The organism is Arthrobacter sp. ZBG10 (assembly GCF_001238605.1).
Lineage (GTDB): Bacteria > Actinomycetota > Actinomycetes > Actinomycetales > Micrococcaceae > Arthrobacter.
This window is the reverse complement of sequence record NZ_LFQH01000064.1, coordinates 20,841-27,334: the sequence shown is the minus strand read 5'-3', so window position 1 is coordinate 27,334 and position 6,494 is coordinate 20,841. Positions and strand designations below refer to the sequence as shown.

Here is a 6,494-nt window from a genome sequence, read left to right as displayed (position 1 = left end):
CCCAACTGACTCGCAGTTGTTGTCGTTTTGAGGGCTCAAAACGACAACAACTGCTAGTCAGTTGGGGAGCGTTCCAGCCACGGGTCCGCAGCCCCAGGGGATGATCCTGTCCGCTCCGTCCCGCGTGGCCTCGATGATCCGGGCGTTGGCCTCATCCGGGCCCAGTGCCCAGGCTTCCGCCGCCGTCCTGTCCATCCCGAACTCCACATGCCGGTCCACCAGCCTGCCCAGCCGCACGGCGGGCGGCGTGTCAATGAACCACACCTCGTCCAGCTGCGCGCGGACCTCCGGCCAGGGCGCCTGCGAGGCGAGCAGGTAGTTCCCCTCGGTGATCACCAGGGAAACGGACGCGGGAACGCCGATGGAAGCCGCCACAGGCTCATCCAGGGTCCGCTGGAATTCGGGCGCATACACAACGTCTTCATCCCGCAGCACAAGCCGCCGCAGCAGCGAGAGGTACCCGCCGGCGTCGAACGTGTCCATGGAACCTTTGCGGTGCCGCAGCGGTGTGCCGTCGATGATGCTGTTCGCGAGGTGGAATCCGTCCATGGGGACCACTGCGGCGGCGTCGGGACCGAACTGGTGCTGCAGCCAGGCTGCGAACGTGGATTTGCCGGAACCGGGAGACCCCGTGATGCCCAGCATTGTGCGGCGGCGGCCTGACAACCGCTCCCGCAGGGAGGCCACTGCCAGCCGCGCTTCGGGTGAGTCCATAGCAAAAGCCTAGGCCCCAGCCCAACTGACTGGCAGTTGTTGTCGTTTTCGAGGCTCAAAACGACAACAACTGCGAGTCAGTTGGGAGGGGCGGCGCGGGGCTGGCACAGGGCTGGGCCGAGGGGGTGGGCTTAGAGCGAGCCGCCCGCGGTTTCCGGGGCCGAGGCGTCCTGGCCGCTGTCGCCCACGGTTTCGCGGGCGATGAAGTTCTCGATGTCGAACAGGTTGTCCGCGCGCTCTGCAATGTTCAGCAACGTGGTCATGGACGCCACTTCCTCCACCTGCTCCTTCAGGAACCACAGCATAAACTGCTCACCGAGGGCGTCGTTCTCGCCGCGGGCGGCCCGGAACAGGGCCTCGATGTTGCGGGTGACTTCCTTTTCCTGCTCCAGCGCCAGGGCCAGGGGCTCGGTCACCGAAGAGAAGTCGTTGCGGACCGCGGGAACGCCGGGGATGGTGAACGGGATGTCCCGGTCCAGCATGTACTGCACCATCATCATGGCGTGGTTGCGCTCTTCCACGGACTGCCGGTAGAAGTAGCGGGCAAGCTGCGGGAGGTCTTCGTTGGCAAACCAGGTGGCCACGGCAATGTACTGCTGCGAGGCCGTGAACTCGTTGCCGATCTGGGTGGACAGGAGCGCGTTGAACGTGGAGGAAGTCATGGCTTGAGTCTAGGGTTCGGCCGCGCGGGCCAGCCAGTGTGGGAAGGCTCGGCTTGCGGAAGGAAAGGCTGGCCTACCTGCGGTAACGCTCAGACGGCGTCGACCGAGACCACAGCCAGGAAACCCCGCCCCAGGATTTCGGGGGAGCTTTCGTCGGCGCCCACCACGGCGTCGTACCGGCCCAGGTCCACAGGGCCGCCGCCCGCCACGCTGGCCGCTGCCTGCCCCTGCAGCAGCACGGCAAGCTGCCCCGCAAAAACGGGATGCGCACGCTTTTTGGACAGCTCAATGATGGAGGTGTACCCCTTGAACTTTCCGCTGCGGGTGATGACGTCGAGGTTGCGGATGTCGCCGGTGGGCAGCGAACCGGCGGCCGGTGCGCCGCCGTCGAACCGGAACGGGCGATACTTTTCCAGGGGATGGTCCGCTCCGTCCACCGTGAGCAGCAGCAGCTCACCTTCCACCACAGTGAGGACCCGCTCCATGCCCGGGAACGGGGAGAAATCACCTGCTTTGGTGACCTCGGCAATGCTCACCCGCCAGTCCCAGTCCTGGGCCGCCGCGCCCTGCGGGTGGCTGGCCAGGTCCCGGGTCACCCCGCCGCCGTTGCGCCAGGGGGTGGCCTTAAGGTCTGCGAAGCGGATGATCTGCATCAGCCCAGCCTAGTTCCCGGCAGCCGGCGGAGGTGCCATCGCGCATCGCGGGAAGGGGCTGTCCCTGCTACTCTCCACCCGGGGGACAACACGTAAACGTACCTGAAGGAGCCGGGAATGTTCGTCAAAGTGTGTGGTCTCAGCACGCCCGAATCGGTCCGCGAAGCAGTGGCGGCCGGGGCGGATGCCGTGGGATTTGTCCTGACCGCCAGCCCAAGAGTCGTTTCGCCGTCCCAGGCGGCGGCGCTGCTCGCGGAGGTCCCGGCGGGTGTGACGCCCATCGGCGTGTTCCGTGACGAGCCGCTGGCGGATGCCGCCCCAATCGCCCGCGCGGCCGGCCTCGACTGGATCCAGCTGCACGGCACCAGGACCCGGGAAGACGTTGCCAAAGTGCACGACGCCGGCATGAAGGTGGTCCGGGCCATCACCCTGGGTGCCACTGCGGAAGAGTTCGAGGACTGGGGTGAGGACCTGCTCCTGATCGACGCCGCGGTCCCGGGCTCGGGTGAGTCGTGGGACTATGCTTCGGTGGCTGCCTTGCCGGTGCTTGCCGGCCGGTCCTGGCTGCTGGCCGGCGGACTGGACGCCGGCAACGTGGCTGCCGCCGCCGGGGCGGCGCAGGCCTGGGGTGTGGATGTTTCCTCCGGCGTGGAGGCGTCCCGCGGGGTCAAGGACCTGGCCAGGATCCGGGCCTTTGTCCACGCGGCCAAGCCCGGCGTCCGCACCTAGGTTTTTCAGGGATCGTTCAGGGTGGTCACCCACCGCGGAAGCCAACCCGTCGGGGGACAATGGACAGATGAAGACTCTGCTCAACATCATCTGGCTGGTATTCGGCGGGTTCTGGCTTGCCCTGGGCTACTTCGCAGCCGGGATCATCTGCTGCCTGCTGATCGTCACCATCCCGTGGGGGATCGCGTCGTTCCGCATCGCGGCCTACGCACTGTGGCCTTTCGGGCAGATGGTGGTGGACAAACCGGGCGGAAACGGGCCGTTCGCCCTGCTGGGCAACGTGATCTGGCTGCTGGTGGCCGGGATCTGGATCGCCATCGGCCATGTGGCCACCGCGATCGCGATGGCCGTCACCATCATCGGCATCCCGCTGGCCATCGCCAACCTCAAGCTCATCCCGGTGTCCCTGATGCCGCTGGGCAAGCAGATCGTGCCCAGCAACACCCCGTTCGTCCAGGCGTACCGGTAGGCCGAAGCTGGCTGGGCAGTGCAGCTAGCCCGGCATTTCGTCCGGCCGCAGGGCCCGCAGCACACAAAATTCGTTGCCGTCAGGATCGGCCATCACCACCCAGGTGACGTCCGGCCCCTGGCCCACGGAGACCTGCTTGGCGCCCAGGCCTTCCAGCCGGGCCACTTCGGCGTCCCGGTTCTCCGGCCGGAGGTCAAAGTGCAGCCTGTTTTTGGGTCCTTTGGCTTCGGGTACCTTCAGGAACAGCAGGTCCGGACTGACCCCGTCTTCGGGACTGCCCGCGGGCGGCTCCAGCACAATCTCGTCCGCCTCCTCGTAGGTCCGCCGCCAACCCAGGGCGGCTTCCCAGAAGGCTGCCGGGACCCGGGGATCGGTGGAATCAATGCAGACGGCTTGGATGCGCAGGCTCATCCGAGCAGTGTTGCACTGCCGGCGCCGGCCGTAAAGGACCACGACGCCGAGGCAACCCGAGGGAACCGGTCAGGGCCGCCGGAAAATCCCGTCCGACAGGATGGCCACCGAGTCGCTGCCGTCCAGTTCGGCGGCGATATCCACATCCTCCGCAAAGCCCGCCCCCACCAGTTCACGGCCGCTGGAACAGCCGTGCAGCATCTCCCGGAGGCTTGGTTCGGCCGCTCCGAAGACCGCCGCCGCAGCAACCGCTTCCGGCGAATACCCGTGCCAGTCAAAGTCGCCGTCCTCGGGTCCGCCCCGGGAATTGTCCGCAGCAATCCTGGCGGGCCACTGCGCAGCCAGGGCGGTGAGGAACGCGCCGGCGCCGATCGCATCCTCCACGGCAGGGCGCAGGCTGCCATCGGGCCAGCGTTCACCGGCCGCAATCACGGCGATCACAGCGTCTGCCGGCAGGTTGGCTGCCACCCAGTCCGCAGTGGCGGCGGCGTTCCGCAAGCAAACAGCGGCAACCAGGGGCACTTCGCCTGCCAGCTGGTGGCACAGTTCGGAGCCGTTGGGGGATGGCAGTACCACCCGGCCCAGGGACTGCGCGGTCCGCAGGCTGGCGGGGGACAGGCTCAGCCCGCCGCCGTCACGCGGTCCGGCCAGCAGCGCATTATGGTGGGCAGCGAAATCCTCGGCGCCCGTATCCCGCCAGCGGTACGGAACAACCTCCGCGCCGCGGTCCAGGGCCACACTGACGCACGTGGTGAAGGAGAGGACATCCACCACCACGGCGAGGTCGGTGCCGGGCGCAACCGTCGCGGCGCCGTCGTGACCCCACTCCAGCCTGACCGTGAAAGGCAGTTGGCGGTGCGCCGCACTTGCGGTATGCACGTGGCGGGGGTTCGTTCCCGGTGCGTTCATGCCAGTTCTCCGTGCAGGTTCCGGTGCGCGGCGCCCAACCAAAGGTCCCTTGCGCGGTGTCCGTGGAACAAGGGCTCAAGGTCCAGGAGCCGGCGGACGACGGCGGCCCGGCCGGCGGCGAAATCAGCGTCAGGCACGTGCGCGTAATCGAGCCGGACGGCGGCAAGGTACCGGGCGTATTCCGCCGGGTCGCCGCCAAGGACGGAAAGATCGGCATCACAGAGCAGCGCCCCGTCGGTGTCTCCGGCTTCGGGGCGGTGGTGGCTGGTCAGCAGGACCAACCGGGCCACCTCCTCGACCTCGGCCGCCGGCAGCCCGGTGCCGCGGAGCCGGTCCAGGGCCAGCCGCGCCGACTCCTCTTCGTCCTGCCCGGGGATTCCCTGGTAGACGGCGTCGTGGAACCATGCGGCCAAAAGGACTGTCCTGGGAACAGCAGCCGGTTCGTTAAGGAGGTCCAGGGCTTCGAGGATGGACAGCAGATGGGTGCGGCCGTGATAGTGCCGGTGCGGTTCACTCCACCGGTCCAGCAGGTCCAGGAAGAGGGCGTCGTGGCCGGGCATAACGGCCTCCCAGCGGTCCTGAAGCGGGACCTTCAGGGACTTGTTCCGCTGCCGGGCGGGAATGCGCAGGCCGCTGGCAATGAGTTTGCGGACCAGGACCCTGGCTTCGACGGGCAAGGCGCCCGCCGCCACCAGGTCATCGAAGCGGCGCTCCGCCACGTCGTAGTGGTCGCCGTCGAATGCCCTTTCGGGAATACCGGCCGCGGCGGCAAAGGCGTGCAGTTCCGCCAGCGACCCATCCGAAACCAGATGGGAGAAGTGCGTCCCGTGCGCAGGCCAAAGCGGCGGGTCGATGTAGATGGCCATGACGGAAGTCTAGTAGGCCGGCTCCGGCGCCCAGCCTGCCAGCGCGCTCCCGGCTGCGTATTACAAGTTTGTCATAGCCCGTGACAAGAATGATAAAGACCGGTAGTCTCCGGAGGGGCGGACAGTCACTACCTCTTCCCGCCCGCCTACACCGAACCGACCTGGCGTCCCGACGACGGCTGCGCCAGGCATCCGCGAAGGAGCCACCGCTTTGAAACTCGCCAGGATTCTTGCCACCGCCGCCGCTGCCGCCGCACTGATGGGGCCGCTGCCGGCCCATGCTGCTCCGGCCGCCGGCGGAGACAGTGCCAGCCCGGACATCGCGGGCGGTGCCACCACGACGATTTCGGCGGCACCCTACGCGGCGCAGATTTCCTTCGACGCCACGGGGACCAATGTGGGTTGCACAGGCAGCCAGATCTCGGCGAACTGGGTCATCACCGCCAAGCACTGCGATTCCCCGTCGCTGCAGTCGGTGCGGCTGGGCACCACGTATCTGGAGACCGGCGGCACGGTGAAGACGGTTGCCGGCCGTTATGCCTCCAGCACGGGGGATGTCCTGCTCCTTAAGCTCTCCACCCCGCATTACGGCTCCTATGTGGGCCTGTCCGGCAGCGTCCCCGCCACCGGTGCTGCCGCCAAGGTCTATGGCTGGGGCGACCAGACCGAAGGCGCCGGAACCATGTCCTACACCTTCAAAACCGCGAACGTCACCGTGGCGGGCCAGGGCAGCGACACGTATGGGGGCGTCTCGGTGCGCACCCAGTCGCAATCCGGCCACACGCTGGGCGGCGACTCCGGCGGGCCCCTGGTGGTGAACGGCAAGCTGGTGGGTGTGTTGTCGACATCGAGCATTCTGCCCACACCCAACCCGTCAACGTTTACCCGCTACTACAACGACCACGCCTCGGTGGCCCGCAACCTCAGCTGGATCACCAGCGTCTCCGGGGTGGCTGGCTCGTAAGGCTCCGGAACAGAACCATCGGCGGCCGGCCCCCCCAAGGAGCCGGCCGCCATTTTGTCGCCGCCAGCCACGCTGGCGGCGCATGTTCGCTGAGGGCAGACGTTGCTGCCGTCCGGA

At 67.6% G+C, this 6,494-nt stretch carries 9 protein-coding genes; 3 read left to right on the top strand and 6 right to left on the bottom strand.

The genetic code is table 11. The features are described from left to right. Positions 1-57: 57 nt before the first annotated feature. The 3 genes from ACU18_RS15535 to ACU18_RS15525 all read right to left on the bottom strand — a co-directional run bounded on the left by ACU18_RS15535 (position 58) and on the right by ACU18_RS15525 (position 2,029). On the bottom strand, positions 58-714 hold the full coding sequence (locus ACU18_RS15535) for a nucleoside/nucleotide kinase family protein (RefSeq protein ID WP_050686984.1): 657 nt from the start codon (positions 712-714) through the stop codon (positions 58-60). 131 nt (positions 715-845) lie between these two features. Beyond that, complete coding sequence (locus ACU18_RS15530; RefSeq protein WP_050686982.1) at positions 846-1,376, bottom strand: ferritin; 531 nt, start codon at positions 1,374-1,376, stop codon at positions 846-848. Positions 1,377-1,465: 89 nt separating this feature from the next. Continuing rightward, entirely contained in the window at positions 1,466-2,029 is a 564-nt protein-coding gene (locus ACU18_RS15525; RefSeq protein WP_050686981.1) for a HutD/Ves family protein, read from the bottom strand. 117 nt (positions 2,030-2,146) lie between these two features. Here ACU18_RS15525 and ACU18_RS15520 point away from each other — a divergent pair, with 117 nt between their 5' ends. Both ACU18_RS15520 and ACU18_RS15515 read left to right on the top strand, forming a co-directional pair. Next, positions 2,147-2,758, top strand: coding sequence for a phosphoribosylanthranilate isomerase (locus tag ACU18_RS15520; RefSeq protein ID WP_050686980.1), 612 nt, complete (start codon positions 2,147-2,149; stop codon positions 2,756-2,758). A gap of 67 nt (positions 2,759-2,825) precedes the next feature. Then, a complete protein-coding gene (locus ACU18_RS15515) occupies positions 2,826-3,227 on the top strand; it encodes a YccF domain-containing protein (protein ID WP_050686979.1) in 402 nt (133 codons plus the stop codon). 24 nt (positions 3,228-3,251) lie between these two features. Here ACU18_RS15515 and ACU18_RS15510 read toward each other — a convergent pair whose 3' ends face one another. The 3 genes from ACU18_RS15510 to ACU18_RS15500 form a co-directional block, all read right to left on the bottom strand. Then, entirely contained in the window at positions 3,252-3,638 is a 387-nt protein-coding gene (locus ACU18_RS15510; RefSeq protein ID WP_050686978.1) for a VOC family protein, read from the bottom strand. Positions 3,639-3,707: 69 nt separating this feature from the next. After that, positions 3,708-4,547, bottom strand: a complete 840-nt coding sequence (locus tag ACU18_RS15505; RefSeq protein ID WP_050686977.1) for a 2-phosphosulfolactate phosphatase — start codon at positions 4,545-4,547, stop codon at positions 3,708-3,710. Continuing rightward, on the bottom strand, positions 4,544-5,413 hold the full coding sequence (locus ACU18_RS15500) for a DUF4031 domain-containing protein (protein ID WP_050686976.1): 870 nt from the start codon (positions 5,411-5,413) through the stop codon (positions 4,544-4,546). The genes ACU18_RS15505 and ACU18_RS15500 overlap by 4 nt, the downstream gene beginning before the upstream one ends. 211 nt (positions 5,414-5,624) lie before the next feature. Here ACU18_RS15500 and ACU18_RS15495 point away from each other — a divergent pair, with 211 nt between their 5' ends. Continuing rightward, entirely contained in the window at positions 5,625-6,377 is a 753-nt protein-coding gene (locus ACU18_RS15495) for a S1 family peptidase (protein WP_050686975.1), read from the top strand. Positions 6,378-6,494 lie beyond the last annotated feature (117 nt).

Coding starts and splice junctions, on each gene's coding strand:
- ACU18_RS15515 (WP_050686979.1), top strand. CDS start 2,826: ATGAAGACTCTGCTCAACATCATCTGGCTGGTATTCGGCGGGTTCTGG.
- ACU18_RS15510 (WP_050686978.1), bottom strand. CDS start 3,638: ATGAGCCTGCGCATCCAAGCCGTCTGCATTGATTCCACCGATCCCCGG.
- ACU18_RS15505 (WP_050686977.1), bottom strand. CDS start 4,547: ATGAACGCACCGGGAACGAACCCCCGCCACGTGCATACCGCAAGTGCG.
- ACU18_RS15520 (WP_050686980.1), top strand. CDS start 2,147: ATGTTCGTCAAAGTGTGTGGTCTCAGCACGCCCGAATCGGTCCGCGAA.
- ACU18_RS15500 (WP_050686976.1), bottom strand. CDS start 5,413: ATGGCCATCTACATCGACCCGCCGCTTTGGCCTGCGCACGGGACGCAC.
- ACU18_RS15535 (WP_050686984.1), bottom strand. CDS start 714: ATGGACTCACCCGAAGCGCGGCTGGCAGTGGCCTCCCTGCGGGAGCGG.
- ACU18_RS15525 (WP_050686981.1), bottom strand. CDS start 2,029: ATGCAGATCATCCGCTTCGCAGACCTTAAGGCCACCCCCTGGCGCAAC.
- ACU18_RS15530 (WP_050686982.1), bottom strand. CDS start 1,376: ATGACTTCCTCCACGTTCAACGCGCTCCTGTCCACCCAGATCGGCAAC.